Here is a 21,629-nt window from a genome sequence, read left to right on the forward strand (position 1 = left end):
GTGCTCCGTCCAGTCATCCTCTCGGCCGTCGCGCTGCTCGCGGCCGCCCTCGCCCCCCTGCCCGCCGCCGCCGCGCCGACCGATGTCGCGGCCGTCGCCGAACCCTCCGTCGAACAGGTCCCCGTCACCGTGGACTCCTCCAACCAGTCCGGCTGGTGGCGTCCGCTCGACTCGTTCGCCGGCACCGACTACTTCGCCTACAACGCCCCCGCCTCCACCGCGGGCCGCCACGAGGTGCACATCGCCGCCCGCGCCGAGGACGGCACCTGGCGCGACGGCTGCCTGCCCGACGTGTCCGGCGCCTGCGTCACGTACGTGGACGACGTCGGGCACAACCAGCCCTCGATCGTCCTGGACGGCGAGGGGATCATCCACGCCTTCGTCTCCATGCACGGCGACGGCTGGCGCTACTACCGCGGCACCAGGCCGGGCGACGTCACCTCGCTGACCGAGGCCAGCGCCACCCTCCCCGACTCGGGGCTGGGCTTCACCTACCCGGTCACCGCGCGCGGCAAGGACGGCTCCGCCTACGTGATGGTCAGGGCCCACCGGGACGCCGCCGCCGTCCGCGACGGCCGGCTGTACCGCTTCGACACCGCCACCCACGCCTGGAGCCGGGTCGCCGTCATCGGCTCCGGCACCAACCACTCCTTCTACCCCGACGACCTGCAGGTGGACGCCGCCGGGCGGGTGCACGTGCTCTGGGAGTGGGGCCCGTGGCCCGCGACCACGCACCGGCACCTCGGCTCGTACGCCGTGTTCGACCCCGCCGACGGCTCCTGGCGCGACGTCACGGGCGCCGCGCTGACCGTGCCGCTCGCGCCCGGCGCGGGGAACACCGTCGTCTACCAGCCGTACGAGGACGGTGAGACGATCACCTCGACCAGCCGCGCCGTCCAGACCGCCAAGCTCGCCGTGTACGGCGACCAGCTCGCCGGCATCGCCTACCGGTACCTGACGGCCCGCTCAGGCAGCACGTTCGCCGGCTTCGACGTGCGCTACGCCACCTGGGACGGCGCCGCCTGGAAGCGGGAGACGGTCGTCGCGCGGGCCGACCACGCCGTGGACAACTCGGCCACGATCGGCGTCACCCGCGCCGGAGCCAGCACCCGGATCTACTTCGTCGCCGAGGCGGGCGGCTGCGGCGGCGTCCGCAGCCAGGTCGTGCGCGCCGAGCGGCCGGACACGGGGCCGTGGGCGTTCAGCGCGCTCGGCGACGTCCGCCAGGGGCTCCAGCGGCTGCGGGCCCAGCGCTCCGTCAACGGCACCGACCTGCTGTACGTCACCGCCCCCGCCACCGGCTCGCTGTGGCGGGCCACCGTGCCGCGCGGCGGCGAGCCCGGCGCCGGCGGGCCGTTCTCGGACATCGCCGACCGGCTGCTCGCCTCCGGCGTCGGCGGCGTGAACGTCGCGCTGAACGCCTCCGTCACCGTGTCGTCGGTGCTGCGCGCCGGGACCGAGGGCGCCAAGGCCGTGGACGGCCTGTGCTCCGACGACAGCCGGTGGATCTCCGCCGAGGGCGACACCGCGCCGACGATCACTGTGAGCCTCGCCCGCGAGTACCCGATCAGCGAGATCCGCGTCCACTCCGGCTACTCCAAGTCGCCGGTCCCCGGCACGGACGTGCTGCGCGACTTCGCCGTCGAGGCGCACACCGCGTCCGGCTGGCAGCGGGTCGCCGCCGTCACCGGCAACACCGCGGGCACCGTCCGCGTCCCTGCCTCGGTGACGGCCGACCAGGTGCGCCTGTCGATCTCCGACCCGTCGGGCAACACGATCGACGTGGCCCGCGTGTACGAGATCGAGGTCGTGTCGCGTGGCTGAGCACCGCTGGGCGCTGACCGCCCGCCTCGTGGAGCGCCGGGTCATCGGGATCATCCGCGCGCCGTCGCCGGACGCCGCCGTCGAGGCGGGCACCCGCCTCGCGGCGGCAGGCGTGACGGCCGTCGAGATCTCGTTGACCACCCCGGACGCCCTGTCCGCCATCACCGCGCTCTCCCGCGCCGCCGCCGTACGGACAGGCGAGGGGGCGCTCGTGGGGGCGGGGACGGTGCTCGACGCGTCCCAGGCGGCGCTCGCGATCCAGGCGGGGGCGCGCTTCCTGGTGTGCCCCTCGCTCAGCCGCGACGTCATCAGGACGGCGCACCGCCACGGCGTGCCGGTCGTGGCGGGGGCGTCCACGCCGACGGAGATCGTGACGGCCCTGGAGGAGGGCGCCGACCTGGTCAAGCTCTTCCCTGCCGCGCAGAGCTCGCCGCAGGCGCTGCGGGACGTCCTGCAGGCGCTGCCGCACGCGCCGCTCGTGCCGACCGGCGGCGTCACCGCCCGTACGGCTCCTGACTGGATCGCGGCGGGCGCGGTCGCCGTCGGCATGGGCGGCGAACTCACCCGCGCCACCCCCGCCGAGGTCCGCACCTTCCTGTCCACCCTGACTCCGTGACCCCTGACCCCCTGACCCTCCGACCTCCAACCCCTGCCCCCTGCCCCTCCGACGCCTGACCCCGACACCCTCGGGTCAGCCCAGCAGAAGCAGCGCCGCCTGGAGGAACCGGCCGCCCCGGGGCCTCCAGGCGGCAGGGGCGCCTTGCCGTCGTGAGCGACATCGACCGGAGGCGTTGGTCGCGAGGACCCGTACCCGCCGGGCGGTGACGGCGGAAACCGCACGACGTGGTGGTCGGCCACGCGCCGCCGTCGTGGTCGAGACAGGGGGCGCGGAACTCGGGACCGGTCATGAGTTCGCGTTTCTCGGCGATCCACAGGGAAGCGTCCTCGGGCCGTCCGCATGAGGATCCAGCCGTCGCGTTCCACGCGGATCGGCGGCGAGGTCGGTGGATGCTGGCGATGCCGCCGGGAGTCACAGCGCCCATGCGCCCCCGGCGACGACGGGGATCTCGTCGCCGGCGTCGGTCACCGCGAACGCGTCGACCGCGATCCGGGCGCGCAGCCCGTCAGCCGCACCCTCGCCTCGGACCTCGACCACACGGCCGTCCTCGAATCGGCGCAGCGCGTCCTGGACGACACGACCATCGGAGAGAGGCCGACCCCGCCAAATCGTGAGGTACCCCGAGACCCGGTCCGGATCCGGCGTCGTGAAGATGTCTTCCGATGGCAGGTTCGCGTAGTGGTCGTGCCCGCTCGTGGTCCGGTCGGCCGCCGAGACCCAGCGCGATGTCCCGAAGAGACCGACCTCGAGGTCGGTTCCGGGGCCGCGGAAGCGGAGCGCGCGCCGGCGACCGGCGTTGGCGATCGACGCGAGCCGGTCCAACTCCGCGGCGCGGGTCTTCCACTCCGCCACCGGATCATCGGCATCGAGCCGGCAGGCGTGTGCTACATCGCGCCAGAGCGACCTGGCCGTGAGCGATCGCCGATACCACCGGGTCGATACCGGCCGAGAGTCGCGGATGCGTCGGAGCGGACAGGAAGATCAGCGCGCCGTCCGCCTCGGCGAGCACTCTCAGGCGTCCTGAGAGCCACGGCGGCGCGAAGCCGAGGTCTTCGCGGCGGCTCTGCCGAGCAGCCGCGCCCGCCGAATCTGCGGGTCGTAGTACTGCACAGCAACATAGCGGGCACCGCGTGCGTACGCAGCGTCCGCCGTCGCACGCGCCAGTTGCTCGTGGCCGATCGCGGCCTCAACCGCGACGATCTGGCCGGGCCGTAGGCGATGCCGAACTCGACGGCCAGCGCGGCCAGAGCCTGCTCCGGTCCGCTGCCGCACGGGACGGCGGATGGTGTGTTCATTGGCGATCGTCGGCGTCCGGCTCGGGCCGGATCGGGCGATCGCGTGCTCGTCGGCTCCCAAGTACGCGCTGACGACCGCCGGATGCCGGCGCACGTCCTCGGGCCCGCCCTGGGCGATGACCCGCCCGGCTGGATGGTAAGGGGACACGTCGTCGACAGCGCGAACTCCACCGTAGCTCTTGCTCACGTTCTGGAGTTCGAGCGTGCCGCCGGTCCGGACCGGGCGGCGTTCAGGATCCGGCTTCTCCTCATCGACGGCTGTAGCCGGCCCCTCCGCCTCCGCCGGCGAATACTCCGGCGTCGCGGAACCTGGCTGCCCGGTCTCCGGTCGCACCTGGCCGAAGAGCCGTCGTCGCAGCGGTCCCAGAACGCTCGCGAGCCCTCCTGGGACGTAGAGCACCAGCAGCAGCCACCCGACCGACGACGTCGCGAGCGCCGCGGAGTCCAGTGGTATGAACGCCGGCAGCGCGATCACGTAGAGCGCGCCGAGCAACGGCCGGTGGAGCACCGCGATCCCGCCGAGCACCGCGAGCGCCACGACGTCGATGCTCGACTGCGGCGCGAAGTCGGCCGGCGTGACCAGCTCGAGCGAGTGGACGAGGACCGCGCCGCCGACGCCGGCGATCGCGCCGGCGATCAGGAACGCCTGGAGCTTCACCCGGAATCGGGCTCATGCCGAGCGCACGCGCCGAGTCCTCATTGTCCCGCATCCCGATCAGGCGCCGACCGGTTGGGCCGCTCCGGACACGGGCGGCGACCAGCAGTAGCACCGCCAGCCAGCCGAGCGCGAACAGCGCGTAACCGCGCCCGGTGTCGAAGGCGATCCCGCCGATCGCGCAGCGCCGGAGCCCCGACGATCGCCGCCGTCGCCCCGCCGACCACGGCGGCGGCCGCGAACCCGAGCCAAAGGTTGCTGGTCGTCTCGGTGATCCGTACCGAGACGGCTGCGGCGACGCCCGCGACCGCGAACTGTCCGAGGCTCGGTATCCCCGCGAGGCCGGCCAGGATCACGATGGACAAGCCGACGATCGCCATCGCCACGATCAGCGTCAACTGTCCGTGCCCACCAGCACGCTGCCGGGGCACGAAAAGGCGGGACCTGCAGTAGGAGCCGCCCGGCGGCGTCGCCACGGAGCCGGCCGACCACGGCCTCGGGCGCTCGCGCGACGGCCTGACCACCAAGCTGCACTTGGCCGTCGAGCAGCGACAAAAACCCCATCGTCATTACGGCGGGGCAACGAGGCGACTCCCCGCAATTCGAGATAGTCCTGAGCCGTATCCGAGTCTCCCCGCCAGGGCCGGGCAGGACCCGTACCCGGCCGCGGCGGGTCCGCGCGGACAAGGCGTACGCCTCTCGCAAGAACCGCGCCTACCTGCGACGGCGTGGCATCCGCTGCACCATCCCGGACGAGGCCGATCAGGCCCGCAACTGCAAGCAACGCGGCTCTCAAGGTGGCCGGCCGCCGAAGTTCGACCCGGTCGACTACGGTGAGCGGCACGCCGTGGAATGCGGCATCAACCGCCTCAAGAGGCACCGCGCCGTAGCTACGAGATACGACAAGTTGGCGGTCCGCTACGAGGCGACCGTGCTCGTAGCGGCCATTAACGAGTGGTTATGATCCACCGCTCTCAATCAGCGGGTCCACGTTCCACTTCTCGGGCAGATCACTGCCGCAGAAGACGCAGACGAAGTCGCTCTCGCGCACGATGTTGTGCTCCTGGCACCCAGGGCAGCGTCGAAACACCACTTCGTGAGTGAAGCTGGACGGATGCCCGAGCCCTACACAATCGAGAGCCTGGGCGACCGACGACCAGGAGCTAATGTCCGGGCAGTACCCGGTTGATTGGTTGGTCACCTCGCGCACGACCCATCTGCCTGCCTCGGGGGCGAAGCTGATCTCGCCGGCGCTCAGGACCCATCGTCCACCGGCACAGCTCACATGCTCGCTTCGTCGCGGCGCCAGCAGAAGCACGCCGTCCGCGCCGACCACAAAGGTGAACGGCTCGACCAACTCCGCCGCAGAACGCTCAGCGACCCAGCGGTCGAAATCGGCCGCCGAGGCGATCCGGCAGCCCCCGCTGCCAGGCCGGACCGCGGCCTTCAACTCGGCCGGTCCCACGTACCGATAGTTCCACCCCCGCATGCTCACCTGAGCCAACCTAGAACACTTCCGATACACGCCCTAGCTGCAGTACCTCCACTGGGTGGTGGTGCCGTAGATTCCGCCGCCGTAGATGGCCTTGATGGAGCCCGTCCACCTGATGCACGTGCCGGCCGCGTATCCGGCGGCCGCCGCGTAGTGGGCGTAGTTGCCCTCGTCTCTGATCGTGGACCCGCCCTGGCGCTCCAGGACGGCCTCGGTGTAACTGGCGACGCCGTCCGCCCGGCCCACCCTCAGCGTGACGACACAGTTCTCCTGGTAGGTGCCGTTCCACAACGCCCACACCTCACCCAAAGGCATGTTGTTGCGGTCGTCCCACAGATCCTCCCTGGTGAGGGTCGTATACCGGCCGTTGGGCCAACCGCAGCCCTGCTCCGAGACGACGGCTTCGCCGATGGTGTGGGCCGAGGCGGGCGAGGCTGCGAAGGAGATCGGGGCGAGCACAAGGCCAAGGGCCAATCCGATGCGCAGGAGGATGCGGCGGTACGTCGGAGGCATGTCAGGTCCTTCCGGCTCTGGCTAGGGATCTTCGCTCATCGATCTTGGCGTCCCCCGCGCAGCCCGACGCAGTGACCCCCATAAGCCACATTCCGGACGCGTCCGGTTCACCAAAGCGTTACTGTGGTGACATCTGTGCGTGAACAAGACGAAAGGATGCGTCTGTGACGGACGTGTTCCGTGCGACGATCGACGAACTGGCCGGCGAGGTGAACCGGCAGATCGCTCGTGTACGGGAGACCTACGCCAGGCTCGGTGAGGTCGAGTCCACGGCCACCTCGGCCGACGGGCTCGTGAGCGTCACCGTGGGCTCGAACGGCCAGGTGCGTGGTATCGAGCTGAACCCGCGCGTATACCGCAAGCTGGACCCCTCCGAGCTGGCCGGGTCGATCATGGCCCAGGTCGACCGGGCCACCGCAGTCGTCTCCGAGGAGCGCAAAAAGCTCATGGAGCCGCTCATGCCGGACGGAGTGCCGTACGAGGAGGTCTTCGGCGAGCGCGTCACCCTCGACGCCTTCCTGCCCCAGCCCGTCAAGCCCGAGCCCGCCGAGTGAGCGGTTACTACGTACGCGCGCAGTCCCTGCGCGACCAGGCCGTCGCCTACGACAAGCACGCCGTCGACGTCACCGACGTGCGCAACACCCTGCGCGCCGCCTTCGACCGCGACAGGAGCAGCCTGGGCAACGACGAGTACGGCGCCGAGCTGGCCAAGAAGCTGCCCGGTATCGAGAGCGGCATCTTCGACGGCTTCAAGGCGTTCATCGACGAGCTGGAGGGCATCGCCACCGGCCTGCGCGCGAACGCCGGAAACTACGAGCGGGCCGACAGCCCCGGAAGCCGCGACGCCTGACCGCCGATGGGGTTCGATGGGTGGGCGGTTCCCGACTGGGCCAAGCCGTACGTCGGCTGGGTCGTCGGCATGGACTGGCCGGAAGGCGACGAGACGGGCTGTTTCCGGCTGGCCGACGCCTGCGTGACCGCCGCGCACGGGCTCGTCGAGGGCACCGCCGCCGACCAGCCGGGGAGCGCGGACAAAATCGGCTCCGACTGGGACGGCGACGCCCACCTGGCCTTCGCCAAGTACGTCGCCCAGGTCGCGGGCGGGCGGCTCGGAGACCTGGTCAACCGGCTGATCAACACCGCCGTCGCGCTGAACGGCGTCGGCGTGCAGATCCAGTACGCCAAGTACATGATCGAGGTCACCGTCTGGCTGCTGATCGCCCAGATCGGCTACCTCCTCGCCGCCGCCCTCGCCAGCGGCGGCGCCAGCCTGGCGCTCATCCCGCCGCGCGTGGCGCTCGCCCGCATGACGGTCGCGCAGATCGCCAAGCGCACGCTGCTCAACATCGCCATGTTCGCCGGGATCGTGGCCGGGATGGACGCCGGGATCCAGCTCACGCAGCTGGCCAAGGGGCGCAGGGATGAGCTCGACCTCAAGCAGATCGGGATCTCCGCGCTGACCGGCGGCGCGATGGGCGGCATGATGGGGCTGCTGTCGGGCGGGCTGACGCGACTCGCCACCCCTGCTCTGAGGGCCGGGCTCACCCGGGCGGAGATGACGACCGCCGAGCGGCTGCTGTCGGCCGCGTCGTCCTCGCTGTACGGGCAGGCCGGGCAGTACGCGGTGACCGGCGGCATCACCACCGCCGGGACCATGCTGGCCCAGGGGAACTTCAGCTGGGACATGCTCGCCAAGGGCATCACCTCCAGCGCGCTGGGCGCCGACGGCCAGCATCTGACCACCAGCCTGCCCAACTCCTCCTCCGGTTCCGGCCCTGGGATGACGGGGCTGCTGAGCGATCCCTACCAGAGCGGGCCCGCCCACAGCACGTCCGGCTCTCGGGACGCGCGTTCCGAGGCCGGTCCTGGCGCAGACTCCGGGCGTACGGATACGGGTTCCGTGAGTACGAGTAGTCGTGCCGCCGAGCCGGTTTCCGGGGCCGGCCCTGCGGACACGGGCTCGGGGAACGTTCGTTCCGAGACGAGCCAGGTCTCCGACCCCGGCCGGTACACCACGCTCAGCCAGGCCGCCGACCCGGTCACTGACCCGGGTCGCCAGCCCGCCTCCGCTGCTGGTACGGATTCCGGCACGCGAGTCCCTTCCCCCCAGGAAGCTCCCGACCGGCCGGTCACCCAGACGGGCGGCACCACGGTGACCGCCCCCCACGCCTCTCAGGCTCCTCATGCCGCGACCGACCAGGGGGTTCCCAGGAGCGGGCCGGGTGCGGACGCGCCGGTGCGCGGGCGTACGCCGGTGACGCCCGTCCACGCGACGGACTCCGGTGCCGCGCCCACCGCTCGTCCCGCCGAGCGCGGAGAGCCCGCACCGACGCGCCAGAACGAAGCACCTTCCTCCCGCCAGCCTGCAACGCAGAGCGATGGTGTTCCGGCTCGTCAGGGGAGTGATGCCGTTCCGGCCCACGACACCGTCCCGGCGCGCGATGGTGTTCCGGCGCGTCAAGAGGACGACGGTGCGAGTGCGGCGCGCAGGCCGGTTCAGAGCGAGGGCGACACCGGGAACAGGCGGATCGAGCAGCTGCTCAACCACGAAGACCGGCCCTCCGGCACGCCCCGGGACACCGCCCAGACGCGCACTGCCGACAACGGTCCGGACCCGGCCGGCCCCGGAGCCCGTCAGGTCGCCCCGACTGTCCACCTGGGAGCCGACCCCGCGCGCCCGTCCGAGAACGGGGACCGGGCGACTGCACGCCCGAGTGACGGTGCCGAGAATGCCGCGAATGTCGGCACTCGCGGTGCGGACCCGCAGGTGCCACACCGCCGCGATGGCGCCCCGACCGCACGCGACGGTGCTCCGGCCACCGCAGACAGGGGGCCGGCCGCACGTGATGGCGCGCGTGACGCGGACGGCGCTCCCCGTGATGGCGCGCGGGCCGCGGACGATTCGCGGCCGGCGCTCGTCGATCCGACCTCTGGCCGGGCGCTCACCGAGCGCGACCTCCGCTTCCTGAACCTCACCGACGAACAGGTCAGGTGGTGGAGCGACCAGGAGGCGCCCCTCGGCATGCGCCCGGAGGAGTTCCGGGAGTTCCGCTCCAGCCTCGCCGACGTGCTCGACCTGTACGGCGTCCGCCCCGAGGACGTACGCGTGCTGCTCGTCGGCTCGGCCGTACGCGGCTGGTCCGGCTGGACCAAGACGATGGACAACATCCCGCACACCCCGGAGAGCGAGGCGATCCTCCGGGCGTGGCTGGGTGACGACCCGGGGCCGACACGCCGCCCGTTCGACGTGATGGACCGGCTGGGCCTTGGCAAGCCCAGCGACTACGACCTCGGCTTCCACTCCGACCGGATGGTGGAGATCGCGAGGGCGCGGTGGGAGGCGGAGGGCTCTCCGGGCGAGTTCTCCCACAAGTACGGCTTCGTGGACAAGAACCTGTTCCGCGAGGCGTTCCCCGAGCTGCACGACTGGGCGAACGAGTGGGGCGAGCGGGTGGGCCGCAAGGTCGGCGGCCGGCTGTTCGGGCTGGAGAACGAGCCGTTGCAGCGGCGCTCGTCGAACAGCTCCAGCAAGGACGAGGCCTGGGTCCTCGATCTGACCCCGGACGTGCCGGTGCCCGACACCGGCCCGGCACCGGCGCTGGGTCCCTGGCCCGCCGACCCGGCGAACGGCTACCAGATCCGGCCGCGCGACATGGACTTCCTCGGTTACACCGAGGACATGATCAACTGGTGGCGTTCCCGCGAAGCGCCCATGGGGATGACGCCGGAGCAGTTCAGGGGTTTCCGGGCCGAGCTGCTGCAGGCGCTGGTCCGCGACGGCGTCGATCTGGAGCGCATCGACGTCCGGCTCAAGGGCTCCAGCATCAACTTCTTCTCCAACCAGCGCAAGTCGCTGCCGACCCTCGAGGACCTGGCGGACAACCCGGCCTCAGCCGAGGCGTTGCGGCAGTGGCTCGGTGACGACACGGAGCGCCCGGCGTCGCGCCCCTTCGACTCGATGTACAAGCTGGGGCTGGACGACGCCCGCAGCGACTACGACATCCAGATCCGCTCCGACGACATGGTGGATCTGGCCAGGAAACGCTACGAGTCCCATCCGCCGGGGGACCTGGGCTACTTCTCGCACGCGAAGTACGACTTCGTCGCCAAGTCGCTGGTGAACACGGTCTTCCCGCACCTGGATGCCTGGGTGCGCAAGTGGGAGGGCGAGCTGGGGCGCGAGGTCGCTCCCGCGTTGTTCGGGCTCGACAGCGACCCCAGGCAGCCCAGGTGGCTGGAGGCGCCGGACCGGGGCTGGCGCGGCTGGCCGATCCTCGGCCCCGACGCGCCCCCGATCGAGGCGCCGGTACGCCCCGAGCCCGAGAACGCGCCCCCTGCGGCGGCCGACGAGGGCCAGGCTTCCGCCGACGCCGCGCCTCCCGTTTCTCTCGACCGGACCGCGATGCCGCTGCCCGAGGTCGAGCCTTCCCGCATCGCCCCCGACGGCTCGTGGCACTGGAAGGGGTTGAGCCTTCCCGCCGAGACGAACGCGGCGGTGGACACGGCCATGAACTACTACCGGGAGGCCAGGGACGGGACGGGTGAGTCCCCCGGCATCCGGGACCGGCTCACCGACATCGAGCAGTGGGTGCCGGGCGCGCGTATGGAAGGATTAGAGCATGATCTCAAGAGCGCGGACCGGCTCAAGGAGAAGGTGGCGGACCGGCTCGAAACGCGTCCCGGCGCGGCCGCGACGGACATCCTGCGCGACATCGCCGACGCCGTCCGCTACACCTACGCCGTGGACACGGAGAACTACGTCGTGGGGGTGCAGCGCATCCAGGCGGAGATGCGGGCGGCCGGCTTCGACCAGGAGCAGTTCCGTAATTTCTGGACCTACGATGACAATCCCTACCAGGGCATCAACACCAGGTGGCGTGATCCGGCCTCCAATGTGCTCTTCGAGGTGCAGTTCCACACGAGGGAGAGCCTGGAGGCCAAGACCCTGGAGCACGACGTCTACGAGATCCTCAAAACGGCCGTCCTATCGGAGGAGGAGCGCAACGCGCTGGAGCAGTACCGGCAGCAGCTCTATTCGAGGATTCCGCTGCCTGAGGGCATCAGGGAGCTGGCTCCTTGAGCGGTGACACCTCCTACTATGCCGTGGTCATGCACACCGTGAGCTCCGGTCCCGGCGGGCTGATCCGGCGGCGCGCCCTCCCCCAGGGTGGCTTCACCGACGAGGCGTACACCCGCAGCGGCACGTGGAAGCCCACCGACGACGTGGTCCGGTGGCGGACGCGGGGCGACGCCGACCTGAGCCTCGTCCTCATCAGCGAGGACGAGGCGGAGGCGCTGCGCGCGTGGTTCGGCGACCGTGCGGGCCGGCCGCCGCTCATCGGCGGGCGCTCGCTGGCCCGCGTCTGGTCCGTGGTGCTGTCCGGGCCCGTGCCCATCGACGCGCTGATCGACCGGCTGGACCTGCTCCCGCACGGCTCGCCCGCCGACCCGGGCGAGCGCGACCCGGCCTTCCGCGTGCTGCGCAACGACGAGTCCGCCCGGCACTGGCTCGCCGTGCACAGGGCGGGGGACGACCGGTGGGTGGTCGCGCTCGAGTTCCTGGGCGCCCCGCCCGCCGAGCAGACGGTCCGGCGGGTACGCGGCCTCGTGGTCGCCGCGGCGGCCGAACTCGGCTTCGCCGCCGGCGACGAAGGGTTCTTCCCCGCCGAGTCGAGCGCCATGCGGCCGTCCATGCCCCGGCGCCCGGCACCCCGGCGCGTGCTGACCCTCTCGTACGGCGGGCCGCTCGACCCCGCCCGCCTCGTGGCGCTCCAGGACCGCCTGGCGCTCGGCGAGCGCGATGGGCAACTCGACGACGAGGAGGAGACCGACTTCGGCGAGCGGTACCTGCCCAACGACGGCACCTTCCGCGCCCGGCTCTGGCTGGCCCGCGACGACGTCGAACGCTGGACCGCCGGAGTCACCGTGGAGGGCGGTCTTCCCACGGCGGAGCGCGTCGACCGGTGGCGGAAGGAGATCGCCGCGGCGGCGGCCGAGGCCGGACTCACGCCCGCGGGCGAATGGCGTACGCCGTCCCTCCCCAGCGAGGCGCCCCTTCCCAGCGAGGCGTCCCTCCCGGGCCGGCCCGAGCCGCGTCCGGCCGGCCCCGTGGATCGTCCCGTTCACCAGGACTACGGCGTCGTGCTGAGCGGCGCGCTGACCAGGACCGCTCTCGATCTCGTACGCGACCGGCTGGGGCTGAGCCGTCGCGGCCGGCTCGACGACGACTGGGACGAGGAGTTCGGGGTGCGGGCGCTCCGCGACGCCCCCGAGGCGCCGATGTTGCTGCGCCTGTACCGGAAGTCGCCGCAGGAGTGGCTGATTGCGCTCACCCACCAGGGCGAGCCGCCGGCGTCCGCGCTGCTGGAGGAACTGCGGCGCGAGATCCGGGCGGCGGCGGCCGAGGCCGGGCTGACCGTGGAGCGGGAACTGGGCAGCCGCTGATCAGCCGGTGCCGGGGCGCCAAATCGGCCAGAACAGCGCTCCGTCCGGCCGGGCGAACGGTTCGCGCGCCTCGTGGCCGTGCCGCGCGTACAGGTCGCGGTTGCGCGGGTCGTTGGCCTCCAGGTACGCCGGCAGCCCGCCCAGCCGTGCGTGCTGATGGTGCAGCAGCGTCGTGCCGAGCCCCTGGTTCTGCGGGCCGGGGTGCACCGCGAGGAAGGCCAGGTGGTGTGCCTGCTCGGGACGGTTCTTCGACGACAGCCCGTCCAATATGCGGAAGCGCTCGGCCCACTCGCCCGTGGCCTCCTCCATCCGCCGGTTGGCGCGCTCCTGCTCCCGCCGCCGCTCCTCCTCCTCGGCAGCCTCCAGCCGCGCGAGCGTGACCTTCCAACGGGTGTCCAGGTCGGCCCGCTCCATTCGGGCCTCCCGCGCGGCGTGGCGGCGGGTCGCCTCCTCACCCTGGTACAGCGGGCGCAGCGGCTCCGCCCCTCGACCCCGCCGGTCACCCGACCATCACCGCGGGAACCAGCTTGCGGACGCTCCGGTGATTACGGCCGAGGTCTTCAGGATCGTGGCCATCCGGCCCTGGCACGACGCCGACTCGTTCAGATCATGCCTCCGGCGGCGTTGATGGTCTGCCGGTGATCCAGCGGGCGGCGTCGGAGGCCAGGAACGCTACGACGTCGGCGATGTCGGCTGGTTCGCCCGGGCGGCCCAGGTGTGCGGGCTTCGGCGTCGTCAATGACGTGCGGGGGCACGCTGTCGATGACGTCGGTACGGGTCAGGCCGGGCAGGACGCTGTTGACTGTGACGGATCTGGAGCCCACCTCCCAGGCCAGTGTGCGGGCGAGTTGGTCACCGGCGGCCTTGCTGGCGGCCAGCAGCGCCATGCCGGGCAGCGGCGACACGGTCAGCGCGGAAGAGATCAAGATGATCCGGCCGTGGTCGCTGATGCGCTGCGCGGCCTCGCGCAGCGCCACGAACGTGGCCCGCACGTTGGCTTGCAGGTACTGGTCGAAGTCGTCATCGGTGGCGCGGGCCAGCGGCCCAGCGGTCGCCGTGGCTGCGTTGTTCACCTACACTGGTGGGCTGCCGCCGACGGCGACGCCGATGTCCATCCAGCCGTCGCCGTTGACCGGGGCGTACCAGTTGTAGCGGCCGCCGGCGCCGCGCTCGACCTCGCCCGCCCAGGCGTCTCGCCGACCACGAGGGCCGCCGGGTCGGCGGTGTAGAGGGCGGTGTGATCGGCGGGTCGGCGAGGGCGGGCCGCGCGGCGCCGAGGAGGAGCAGGAGCACCGCGGCGAGCGCGGGACGGTGGAACTGAGAGCTTTTCGGGAACGCGAACCGGAAGCCGAACCGTGTCACCAACCCGGAGGACCCCCTGTTTCTGGGAACTCCCGGATCGTGAGCACCCACTGAGCTCTGATCAGGTAACAAGCGATTGGTCACGATTTTCCTTCATCGAGAAGGGTTTCGGTGAGCTGGCAGAGCCTTTGCCGAAAACGGGAACCGCTCCCCCCATAGCCGCCCGTCCGCCGGGCAAGGGAGCCGGATGACCGTCCAGGACGCCGTGGACCGCATGATGTCGGGCCTCCTCCAGGCCAGCCATCAGGTCACCCTCGACCGGCTGCCCGGCGTCGTGAGCGAGCACGCCAGGATCGCGGGCATCGACCAGGTCGTCATCTACCTGGCCGACATCCAGCAGACCGTGCTGCGCAGGCTCGGCGCCCACTGGCACCTCCCGCCGCCCTCGGGCGGCGCGGTCGCGGCGGACGACGCCCCCGACGAGCTGCGCATCGACTCCACCTACGGCGGGCGGGCCTTCCAGGAGGTGCGCGTCCTGCGCAAGACCACCGACACGGAGGTCCTCTGCTGGTGGGTGCCGCTGCTCGACGGAACCCAGCGCCTGGGCGTGCTGCGCGTGCACACCTCACGCCCCCCGGAGGAGGTCGAGACCGTCATCCGCGACCTGGCGTCGCTCGTGGGGCTGATCGTGGTGCACAGCCGCCCCTACAGCGACGGTTACGCCCGCATCGTGCGCTCGCGGCCCATGAACGTGGCCGCCGAGATGCTCTGGAACCTGATGCCGCCGATGACGTTCGCCAACCCGGAGGTCACGGTCAGCGGCGTGCTGGAACCCGCGTACGAGATCGGCGGCGACGCCTTCGACTACGCCCTGGACGACCACACCCTCCACCTGGCGATCTTCGACGCCATGGGGCACGACCTGGCCGCCGGGCTCGCCGCGAACCTCGCCATGGCCGCCTCCCGCAACCACCGCAGGCAGGGCATGGACCTCGCGGGCAACAGCGCGGCCGTGGAGGAGCTGCTGGTGCGGGAGCTCGGGGAGCACACCCGGTACCTGACCTCCGTCATGGCGGACCTCGACCTGCGCACCGGCGAGCTCACCTGGGTGAACCGGGGCCACCACCCGCCGGTCGTCATCCGCGGCGGCCGGTGGGTCACCACCCTGGAGTGCCCGCCCGCGCACCCCATCGGCATGAGCCTCGACCTGCCCGTGGTCGTGTGCAAGGAGCAGCTCGAACCGGACGACCGGCTGCTGCTCTACACCGACGGCATCGTCGAGGCGGGCAGCGGCGAGGGCAGGGAGTTCGGCATGAGCCGCTTCGTCGACTTCATCATCCGCCACTGCGCGTCCCGCATGCCGGTGCCGGAGACGCTGCGCCGCCTCGTCAAGGACGTCCTGGACTACAACGAGGGGCGGCTGCAGGACGACGCGACGGTGCTGCTGACCGAGTGGCACGGCCCGTCCGCCGCCCACGCGTGCTGACGCGGCCCGCGCCGCCGGGCCCGGGTGCCGGCCGCTCCGCTGCTCTCAGACGTGGCCGGCCAGCTCCTCCAGCGCCTGCTCCAGCAGGGGCGGGAGCTGCTCGGCGCGCGGGAGCGAGGTGCGCGCGACCAGCGAGACCGTCACGGCGCGGCCCAGGTCGAGGAAGGCCGCGGCCAGCGGCACCCCGTCGGGGAGCACGGGCACGGGGAAGGTGTCGAGGGCGTTCACCGGCGTCGTCGCGGGCGCCTGGAGCATCGTCGCGACCACCCGGTTCCTGACGGCCCGCCGTCCGACGTGGCGGGCGGCGCGCATCCACAGGTGCGGGACGTGGTCGGCCAGGGCCTGCCGCTCGCGGACCCGCTCGGCGCGCTCCTGGTGGGCCTGCTCCATCACCGCGCGCAGCCGGCCCAGCGGCGAGGGTTCGGCGCACGGCAGCGTGACCGCGATCAGGCCGGTGCGGCTGCCCGGCCCCGGACGCCCGGCCTCGCCGCGGCCGACGGGCAGCCAGATCGTCAGCCCTCGGCGGCGTCCTCCGCCCGGCCCGCTCCACAGGTGCGGCGACCAGGCGCGCAGCGCGCCGCTCAGCACGGCCAGGTTGATCTGGGCGACGGTCGCGCCGGTGGCGGCGGCGAGCCGTCTGAAGGGCCCGCCGTCGAGGCGGACCGTCCGCATCCACCGCCCATGGCCCCCGGGCGTCCGTCCGTCGTGCCAGCGGGCCCGGGGCGCGAGCAGCCGCAGCAGCTCGGGCACGGCCGGCAGCAGCCCGGCGGCCGTCCTGAGGAGCGGTGGCGGCTGCGACGGCGCGGGAGGCGGGAGGCGGCGGCTCATCGGGAGCGAGCGGAACACCGTGGCGGCGCCCGCGCCGCCCTGGAAGGCGTGGTGCGCCCGGTAGCAGACGACGTGCTCGCCGTCGGCGTGGCCGTGCAGCACGAGCAGGCTCCAGAGCGGGCGGTCGCGCGGCAGCGGGTGCCGCAGCCCGTCGAGCACGGCCTGCTCGACGTGCTCACCGGGCAGGACCCGCTGGTAGGTGAGGTGCCGGGCGGCGTCGAAGTCCGGGTCGGGCTCCCACCGGGCGCGCGCCCCCCGCCCCGCCGGCCGGTACGTCAGCGCGGGCAGCCGGTCGGCGGCCTGCGCGAGGAGCTCGCGCACGACCTCCCTGCCCGGCGGCGGCCCCGGCAGGCGCGCGGCGACGCCGAGATGCCAGTACGACTCGTCGGGGACGGCGTCGCCCTCCAGGAGCAGCGCCAGGTCGACGGGCCCGAGCCGCAGCGGGGGCAGGCGCCGCTCCTGCCCCTGGACGTCCTCACCGGCGGCGCCGGTCATGGGGAGCGGACGGCGCTCCCGGCCGCCGCGCCGCACGAGGCAACCCTCATCGCCTTCCCCCCGCCGAGTCACGTGATCAGTCGCCTCCAACAGGTAACACAGGCAGCCCGCGGCGCGGCCGCGGACACACGCGCCGCCCCCGCCCGGGACGGCGCCTTCACCGCCCCTATCAGGGCATGAAGGTAGAATGCGGCGCGTCGGGTGAGGGCTGTCCGGGGGCGGCACGGACAGGGCCCCCAGCCCGGCCCGGCGTTCTGCGAGGGGTGACATGCGCGGACGGCTGCGGATCTACCTGGGGGCGGCCCCGGGGGTGGGCAAGACGTACGCGATGCTGGGCGAGGCCCGCAGGGCGCGCGAGCGCGGCAGGGACGTGGTGGTCGGCTTCGTCGAGACGCACGGCCGGGCGCGTACCGAGGCGCTGCTGGAGGGGCTGGAGGTGGTCCCGCGCAGGACGGTCACCCACCGGGGCGCGGTGTTCACCGAGCTGGACGTCGACGCGGTCGTCGCCCGCGCGCCGAAGGTGGTGCTGGTCGACGAGCTGGCCCACTCGAACGTGCCGGGCTCGCGCAACGCCAGGCGGTGGCAGGACGTCGAGGAGATCCTGGAGGCGGGCATCGACGTGGTCTCCACGGTGAACGTCCAGCACCTGGAGTCGCTCAACGACGTGGTCGAGCAGATCACCGGCATCGCGCAGCGCGAGACCGTGCCCGACGAGGTGGTGCGCCGCGCCGACCGGGTCGAGCTGGTGGACATGTCGCCGGGGGCGCTGCGCCGCCGGTTGGCGCACGGCAACGTGTACGCGCCGGAGAAGGTCGACGCGGCCCTGTCGAACTACTTCCGTGAGGGCAACCTCACCGCGCTGCGGGAGCTGGCGCTGCTGTGGGTGGCGGGCACGGTCGACGAGCAGCTCGACCGCTACCGGGCCGCCCACGGCATCGAACGCACCTGGGAGGCGCGCGAGCGGGTGGTGGTGGCGCTGACCGGCGGGCCCGAGGGTGACACGCTGATCAGGCGGGCCGCCCGCATCGCCGCCCGGGGCAGGGGCGCGGGCCTGCTGGCCGTCCACGTGACCGGGGCCGACGGCCTGGCCGGGGGCGACCCGGCGAACCTGGCCGGGCAGCGCGCGCTCGTCGAGTCGCTGGGCGGCACCTACCACCAGGTGATCGGCGACGACGTCCCGCGCGCCCTCATCGACTTCGCCTCCGGGGTGAACGCCACCCAGCTCGTGCTGGGGGCGTCCAGGCGGGGCAGGTTCGCCCAGCTTCTCTCCCCCGGCGTGGGCGTCGGGACGACGGCGCTGTCCGGCTCGATCGACGTGCACATGGTGCCGCACGAGGAGGCGGGGAGCGGGCGGGCGCGCCCGTCCACGTCGCGGGCGGCGCTGACGAGGAGGCGCAGGCTGGCCGGCTGGGCCGCGGCCGTCCTCGGCATGCCCGCGCTGACGCTGGCGCTGCTGCCCTTCGCGGGCGCGCTCGCGCTGCCCAGCGAGATCCTGCTCTACCTGAGCCTGGTGATCGCGGTGGCGCTGATCGGCGGCACCTGGCCCGCCGTCACCGCGGCCGTCGGCGGGTTCCTGCTGCTCAACTGGTTCTTCACGCCTCCCCTGCACACCTGGACGATCGGCTCCCCCGAGAACCTCTTCGCCCTCGTCGTGTTCGTCGTCGTGGCGGTCGCGGTCAGCGCGATCGTGGACCTCGCCGCGCGGCGCACCAGGGAGGCGGCCCGGGCCAGGGCCGACGCGGAGGCGCTGTCCACCCTGGCCGGGCACGTCCTGCGCGGCGAGGCCGCGCTGCCCTCGCTGCTCGGCCGGCTGCGTGAGACGTTCGGCCTGTCCTCGGTCACGCTGCTGGAACGCCGCGGCGACGCCGCGCCCGACGACCGGTCCGACCCGGACGCCTGGCGGATCGCCGCCACGTCCGGCGCCGCCCCCTGCACCAGCCCGGCCGCGGCGGACACCGACGTGGTGATCGACGAGCGGCTGGTGCTGGCCGCGCGCGGGCGGCTGCTCGACGCCGGCGACCGGCGGGTGCTGGAGGCGTTCGCCGCCGAGGCGGCCGTGGCGCTGCGTCAGGAGCGCCTGCGGAAGGAGGCCGAGCAGGCGGCGCCGCTCGCCGAGGCCGACAGGATGCGCACCGCGCTGCTCGCCGCCGTCAGCCACGACCTGCGCACCCCGCTGTCCGCCGCCAAGGCCGCGGTGGAGAGCCTGCGCGCCGCCGACGTGCGGTGGTCGGAGGAGGACAGGGACGAGTTGCTGGCCACCGCCGACGAGTCGCTCGACCGCCTCGGACGGCTGGTGGACAACCTGCTCGACATGAGCCGCCTGCAGGCCGGGGTGCTGGGCCTGGCGCGGCAGCCGGTGGCGCTGGAGGAGGTCGTGCCGCACGCGATCGACGACCTCGGGCCGCTGCGCGGCCGGGTCGAGAGCGGCGTGCCGGTGGACCTGCCGGAGGTCGTCGCCGACCCCGCCCTGCTCGAACGGGTGCTGGTCAACCTGATGAGCAACGCCGTGCGCCACAGCCCGCCCGGGAGCCGGGTGCTCGTCACCGCGAGCGGCCACGGCGACCGGGTCGAGATCCGGGTGATCGACCGGGGTCCCGGCATCCCTCCGGAGGAGCACGAGCGGGTGTTCATGCCGTTCCAGCGGCTCGGCGACCGCGGCAACGGCAGCGGGGTCGGCCTCGGCCTCGCGCTCTCCCGCGGGCTGACCGAGGCGATGGGCGGCACCCTGGTGCCCGAGGAGACCCCGGGAGGCGGCCTCACCATGATCGTGACCCTGCCCGCATCGAGGACGGCCCCATGACCAAGATCCTCGTCGTCGACGACGAGCCGCAGATCCTGCGCGCGCTGCGCATCAACCTGGCCGCGCGCCACTACGAGGTCGCCGTGGCCGCCGACGGCGCGTCGGCGCTGCGCGAGGCGGCCGACTGGCAGCCCGACCTGGTCGTCCTCGATCTCGGGCTGCCCGACATGGACGGCGTCGACGTCATCCACGGCCTGCGCGGCTGGACGCGGGTGCCCATCGTCGTGCTGTCGGGACGGGCCGACAGCCAGGACAAGATCGACGCCCTCGACGCGGGCGCCGACGACTACGTCACCAAGCCGTTCGGCATCGGCGAGCTCCTCGCCCGCGTCCGCGCCGTCACCCGCCGCACGGCCGTCCACGAGAGCGAGCCGGTACGCGTCACCCTGGGCGAGCACACCGTGGACCTCGCCGGCAAGACCGTCTCCGGCGGCGTCCGGCTCACGCCCACCGAGTGGCACATCCTGGAGATCCTGCTGCGCAACCCGGGCAAGCTGGTCCCGCAGCGCTACCTGCTCGCGCAGGTGTGGGGCAGCAGCCACGTCAAGGAGACCCACTACCTGCGCCAGTACCTGGCCCAGCTGCGCAAGAAGCTAGAACGCGACCCGGCGCACCCCGAGCACCTCATCACCGAGCCGGGCATGGGGTACCGGTTCACCCCGTGACGCCGCGCGAACGCTCCTCGTAGAGCAGGCCGAGCCTGTCGATGCGCCACAGCTGGCCGAACACGACCAGCGTGGCGCCGAAGACGGTCGGCCAGACCTCCAGCGCCACCAGGCCGTACGCGACGAGGGCGAACCCGGCCAGGCCGGTGCACACCAGCAGGCGCAGCACCGCGCGGTGGTCAGGGGAGACCGCGCCCCTGTCCTCCAGCCACATCCGCTCGCCGTAGATGCCCTTGGCCGCCCAGCTCCGCGGCACGGAGACGGGCGGGAAGACGTGCGGGTTCAGCCAGAGCCAGACGGCCACGGCCGCCACGCCCGCCAGGCACCACCAGCCGATCCACTGCCTGCTCCAGATCGCCAGGAGCATGAGCGGGATCGCGGCGAAGCGCGTCCAGACGCTCCACGGGTTGGCGTGCCGCCGCCACGCCTCGTCGCTCATCCTGAACGCGCTCGCCACCTTCGCGACGCCGTCCATGTCATGCTCCCTTCTCGCCGGTTCCGTGGGTGCCCGGTGTGGTCAGCCCCCGGGCCAGGGCGCTGACGGTCGCGTCGAGCACCTGCTCGTACGCGTCGCCGAACAGGTGGCGGTTGACGGTGACGAGCCCCGCCGCGCGCAGGACGCCCACGATCACGTCCGGGCCGGCGTCGCGGACCACCAGGCCGTCGCGTTGCGCCCGCGCCACGTAGTCGAGCAGCGGCGTCAGGACGTACGGGGTGATCCGGGCGACCTCGTCGGGGCCGACCCGTCTGGCGACGGCCGCGAGCTCGTCGGGACGGGTGATGAGCCGCCGGTAGAACGGGTCGGAGGTGAGCACGTCGGCCAGGTCGCGCATGAGGGCGGCCAGCGCCTCCGCCCCCGGCGGACGGCCGAGCGACGCCGCGAGCCGCTCCCCGACGAGCGGCGCCCTGCGGATCATCACCTCCTTGTACAGCTCCTCCTTGGAGTCGAAGAAGGCGTAGAAGCTGCCCTTGGCGATGCCGGCGGGCGCGACCAGCTCCTCCAGGGTGGTCTTCTTCAGTCCCTGGGCGGCGAAGAGCTCCTCGGCGGTGTCGAGCAGGCAGGCGGTGATGCGTGCCCGCTCCTCCGCCGTGAAGGCGACTGCCATGACGTTTCCCTGCTATGACCGGATCGGATATTGGGTCATAGCCTAGCACCGCCTCCGCAGCGGGGGACGTCACCACCCGGGAGACCGCCCGCGGCGGCGCTTCAG

Annotated in this window: 20 protein-coding genes; 10 read left to right on the plus strand and 10 right to left on the minus strand. The window is 72.8% G+C overall.

The window, feature by feature from the left end:
- Positions 1–1,824, plus strand: a complete 1,824-nt coding sequence (locus tag BMX74_RS18265; protein ID WP_218153993.1) for a BNR-4 repeat-containing protein — start codon at positions 1–3, stop codon at positions 1,822–1,824.
- A complete protein-coding gene (locus BMX74_RS18270) occupies positions 1,817–2,440 on the plus strand; it encodes a bifunctional 4-hydroxy-2-oxoglutarate aldolase/2-dehydro-3-deoxy-phosphogluconate aldolase (protein WP_055501137.1) in 624 nt (207 codons plus the stop codon). The genes BMX74_RS18265 and BMX74_RS18270 overlap by 8 nt, the downstream gene beginning before the upstream one ends.
- A 414-nt stretch (positions 2,441–2,854) precedes the next feature.
- Here the strand turns inward: BMX74_RS18270 and BMX74_RS18275 are convergent, their stop codons facing one another.
- Genes BMX74_RS18275 through BMX74_RS43075 form a run of 3 tightly spaced genes read right to left on the minus strand, consistent with a single transcriptional unit; the run spans position 2,855 to position 4,791 of the window.
- Complete coding sequence (locus BMX74_RS18275; protein ID WP_091101692.1) at positions 2,855–3,403, minus strand: aminopeptidase; 549 nt, start codon at positions 3,401–3,403, stop codon at positions 2,855–2,857.
- Between the two features lie 51 nt (positions 3,404–3,454).
- Positions 3,455–4,396, minus strand: coding sequence for an ABC transporter ATP-binding protein C-terminal domain-containing protein (locus BMX74_RS18280; protein WP_091101695.1), 942 nt, complete (start codon positions 4,394–4,396; stop codon positions 3,455–3,457).
- Positions 4,397–4,434: 38 nt separating this feature from the next.
- The gene (locus BMX74_RS43075) at positions 4,435–4,791 is read right to left on the minus strand and encodes an ABC transporter permease subunit (RefSeq protein ID WP_143078690.1); all 357 of its coding nucleotides are present in this window, start codon (positions 4,789–4,791) and stop codon (positions 4,435–4,437) included.
- A 170-nt stretch (positions 4,792–4,961) separates the two neighbouring features.
- Here BMX74_RS43075 and BMX74_RS46650 point away from each other — a divergent pair, with 170 nt between their 5' ends.
- The gene (locus tag BMX74_RS46650; protein ID WP_420538133.1) at positions 4,962–5,357 is read left to right on the plus strand and encodes a transposase; all 396 of its coding nucleotides are present in this window, start codon (positions 4,962–4,964) and stop codon (positions 5,355–5,357) included.
- On the opposite strand, the gene BMX74_RS18290 is transcribed toward BMX74_RS46650, so the two are convergent.
- Together BMX74_RS18290 and BMX74_RS18295 are read right to left on the minus strand one after the other, a co-directional pair.
- Positions 5,352–5,882, minus strand: a complete 531-nt coding sequence (locus BMX74_RS18290; RefSeq protein WP_091102000.1) for a hypothetical protein — start codon at positions 5,880–5,882, stop codon at positions 5,352–5,354. The genes BMX74_RS46650 and BMX74_RS18290 overlap by 6 nt on opposite strands.
- Before the next feature lie 39 nt (positions 5,883–5,921).
- Positions 5,922–6,398, minus strand: coding sequence for a hypothetical protein (locus BMX74_RS18295; protein WP_091101696.1), 477 nt, complete (start codon positions 6,396–6,398; stop codon positions 5,922–5,924).
- Between the two features lie 164 nt (positions 6,399–6,562).
- On the opposite strand from BMX74_RS18295, the gene BMX74_RS18300 reads away from it, so the two are divergent.
- Genes BMX74_RS18300 through BMX74_RS18315 form a run of 4 tightly spaced genes read left to right on the plus strand, consistent with a single transcriptional unit; the run spans position 6,563 to position 12,842 of the window.
- Positions 6,563–6,952: a YbaB/EbfC family nucleoid-associated protein gene (locus BMX74_RS18300; RefSeq protein WP_091101699.1), complete on the plus strand. Its 390-nt coding sequence runs from the start codon at positions 6,563–6,565 to the stop codon at positions 6,950–6,952.
- Positions 6,949–7,248 carry a hypothetical protein gene (locus BMX74_RS18305; protein ID WP_091101701.1) on the plus strand — a complete coding sequence of 100 codons (300 nt, stop codon included), beginning with the start codon at positions 6,949–6,951 and terminating at the stop codon, positions 7,246–7,248. Before BMX74_RS18300 ends, BMX74_RS18305 begins: the two co-directional genes overlap by 4 nt.
- 6 nt (positions 7,249–7,254) lie before the next feature.
- Entirely contained in the window at positions 7,255–11,478 is a 4,224-nt protein-coding gene (locus tag BMX74_RS18310; protein WP_091101703.1) for a WXG100-like domain-containing protein, read from the plus strand.
- Entirely contained in the window at positions 11,475–12,842 is a 1,368-nt protein-coding gene (locus BMX74_RS18315; protein ID WP_143078691.1) for a hypothetical protein, read from the plus strand. The genes BMX74_RS18310 and BMX74_RS18315 overlap by 4 nt, the downstream gene beginning before the upstream one ends.
- Here the strand turns inward: BMX74_RS18315 and BMX74_RS18320 are convergent, their stop codons facing one another.
- Together BMX74_RS18320 and BMX74_RS18325 are read right to left on the minus strand one after the other, a co-directional pair.
- Positions 12,843–13,256: a GNAT family N-acetyltransferase gene (locus BMX74_RS18320; RefSeq protein ID WP_091101707.1), complete on the minus strand. Its 414-nt coding sequence runs from the start codon at positions 13,254–13,256 to the stop codon at positions 12,843–12,845. It lies immediately after the preceding gene.
- Positions 13,257–13,444: 188 nt separating this feature from the next.
- Positions 13,445–13,915, minus strand: coding sequence for an SDR family NAD(P)-dependent oxidoreductase (locus tag BMX74_RS18325; RefSeq protein WP_091101709.1), 471 nt, complete (start codon positions 13,913–13,915; stop codon positions 13,445–13,447).
- A gap of 476 nt (positions 13,916–14,391) precedes the next feature.
- Between BMX74_RS18325 and BMX74_RS18335 the strand changes: the two genes are divergently transcribed.
- Complete coding sequence (locus tag BMX74_RS18335) at positions 14,392–15,630, plus strand: PP2C family protein-serine/threonine phosphatase (RefSeq protein WP_055501136.1); 1,239 nt, start codon at positions 14,392–14,394, stop codon at positions 15,628–15,630.
- A gap of 45 nt (positions 15,631–15,675) precedes the next feature.
- On the opposite strand, the gene BMX74_RS18340 is transcribed toward BMX74_RS18335, so the two are convergent.
- Positions 15,676–16,989, minus strand: a complete 1,314-nt coding sequence (locus BMX74_RS18340; protein WP_055501135.1) for a wax ester/triacylglycerol synthase domain-containing protein — start codon at positions 16,987–16,989, stop codon at positions 15,676–15,678.
- Positions 16,990–17,221: 232 nt separating this feature from the next.
- Here BMX74_RS18340 and BMX74_RS18345 point away from each other — a divergent pair, with 232 nt between their 5' ends.
- Both BMX74_RS18345 and BMX74_RS18350 read left to right on the plus strand, forming a co-directional pair.
- On the plus strand, positions 17,222–19,753 hold the full coding sequence (locus tag BMX74_RS18345; protein WP_055501134.1) for an ATP-binding protein: 2,532 nt from the start codon (positions 17,222–17,224) through the stop codon (positions 19,751–19,753).
- Positions 19,750–20,418 (plus strand): response regulator, encoded by a 669-nt coding sequence (locus tag BMX74_RS18350; RefSeq protein ID WP_091101713.1) that lies wholly within the window; start codon positions 19,750–19,752, stop codon positions 20,416–20,418. Before BMX74_RS18345 ends, BMX74_RS18350 begins: the two co-directional genes overlap by 4 nt.
- Here the strand turns inward: BMX74_RS18350 and BMX74_RS18355 are convergent.
- On the minus strand, positions 20,408–20,893 hold the full coding sequence (locus BMX74_RS18355) for a DUF6653 family protein (protein ID WP_055501132.1): 486 nt from the start codon (positions 20,891–20,893) through the stop codon (positions 20,408–20,410). The genes BMX74_RS18350 and BMX74_RS18355 overlap by 11 nt on opposite strands.
- A 1-nt stretch (position 20,894) precedes the next feature.
- Positions 20,895–21,524 (minus strand): TetR/AcrR family transcriptional regulator, encoded by a 630-nt coding sequence (locus BMX74_RS18360; RefSeq protein ID WP_055501131.1) that lies wholly within the window; start codon positions 21,522–21,524, stop codon positions 20,895–20,897.
- Between the last annotated feature and the right edge of the window lie 105 nt (positions 21,525–21,629).

The sequence above is a fragment of the Nonomuraea pusilla genome, assembly GCF_900109355.1.
Classification (GTDB): domain Bacteria; phylum Actinomycetota; class Actinomycetes; order Streptosporangiales; family Streptosporangiaceae; genus Nonomuraea; species Nonomuraea pusilla.